Genomic DNA, 1677 nt, shown 5'->3' with positions numbered 1-1677 from the left:
CTTCCGTTGCCCCCCTGCCACCCCTAGTAGGTGAAGCCCCCCAATCACAGTTAGGGGTAAATTCCACACCAACATTCAATCAATTAATCAATTCACCAACGGCAACCCAACCAGGTAGAGTCCCAACTTTCAACGAGTTACTCAACGCTCAACAACCTGAAAACAGAGGATTTGGTCAAACATCAGAGAATAGTGTTACTGCATCTTCAGCATTTGAAAGAATTCTGAATACACCAGCAACGCGATCGCAGATGGGAAGTAATCCACCAACATTCAATCAAATTCTCAATTCTCCCTTGGGAACGCAGTCATCGGTAGCTGAATCAACACCACCAACATTCAACCAGATTCTCAATTCCCAAGGTGGAACCCTACCATCACCGAATGACCCCCAAATTCAGCCACAATTCCCCACAAACACCCCAAGAAACACTTCCCAGCGTTCCCAACCCCTACTCAAGAGTACGGCGTTATCGGAACCATCCTTACGGCTACAAGGGGTGTATGTGACCCAGGAGGAAACATCTGCGAGGGCAAGGTTAACTGGAACTTATCCATTAACTCCACAAGTATTGTTTGGAGCTACCTTGGATTTTGTCAGTAACGGTAGCAGTTTCGATGACTCGCGGAATGAAGGTTTGAATATTAACGAATTATATTTTGCGACTTCCTTAGGAAGTTTGCCGAATTTGCGATTCGTAGTTGGTCAGATGGATTTGACATCCTACTTTGACCGTAATAGTTTTGCCAAAGATGGAGCCAGTCATTTCTTCAATCCCGTATTCCAAACCAACCCAGCTTTATCAGCCACAGGAATATCTTCCCGTCCTGGTTTACTTCTCAACTGGAGCGTTACCGACAATATAGATGCCAAAGCCGCAATATTTTCTTCAAGCGATCGCTTAAGTGATTTTTCCCTAGATGGCTTTGCTGGAGAACTTGGGGTACGTTTTGGGAATGCGATTGTGCGGGGAACCTATTCTACTTCCCGTGATGGAGGCAACCGCGATACCTTTGCAGAGGCTTTTAGCATTGCCAGAGGAAATAATACCTTTGGCATCCTCAAAGATGACCGAGAAGAAGCATATGGTTTGAATGCAGAAGTATTTGTTCCAAACTTGAAATTGGGTCTTTTCGGTCGTTTTGGTCGCTATGAAAACCGCGATTTAGGCAAGGGTGCTGATACCTACGTACTGGGTGCAACACTGGTAGATTTATTTACCAAAGATGACCGACTAGGGTTAGCTTACGGACAAGCTTTGACAAATGATAGTTTGCGTCGTACCAGTTATCGTCCAGATGTGGTGGAAGCATACTATGATTTTCCATTACTTGATAATCTAAGACTTGGTTTTTCCGTGCAGGGAAGAGATAGTTTCGAGGAAACTGTCTTAGGTATCAGGGTGAAATCAGAATTTGATGTTACCCCAAGAGGGAGAATTGCCAGATGAGTCCGAAGCAAAAAGGTAAAAGGATTTTGCGTCAAAACCAGAGAGATAGGGTGTTGAATACAGCGACTAGACCTCTTTCACTTTTTCCTTTTTACTTATGTCTGTTTACTTTTGTTGCCAGTGTATCGCCTTTAAGTTTAATTGCTCCGGCTGCTGCTCAAAAATCCAGTTCCGCAGTCCAAAAGGGGTTTAACTTACTTAAAAAAGGTTGGGTAAACGATGCGAT

At 44.1% G+C, this 1677-nt stretch carries 2 protein-coding genes; both read left to right on the top strand.

Annotated features, from left to right (window positions below):
• The coding region (locus tag CK510_RS30100; RefSeq protein ID WP_245912521.1) for a carbohydrate porin at positions 1–1451 on the top strand (1451 nt) is incomplete at its 5' end.
• On the top strand, positions 1448–1677 hold a 230-nt coding region (locus tag CK510_RS30095), incomplete at its 3' end, for a hypothetical protein (RefSeq protein WP_143289518.1). The genes CK510_RS30100 and CK510_RS30095, both read left to right, overlap by 4 nt.

It is taken from the genome of Brunnivagina elsteri CCALA 953 (assembly GCF_002289455.1).
GTDB classification, from domain to species: domain Bacteria; phylum Cyanobacteriota; class Cyanobacteriia; order Cyanobacteriales; family Nostocaceae; genus Brunnivagina; species Brunnivagina elsteri.
The sequence above is the reverse complement of the archived record's forward strand: the minus strand, read 5'-3'. Positions and strand labels throughout refer to the sequence as shown.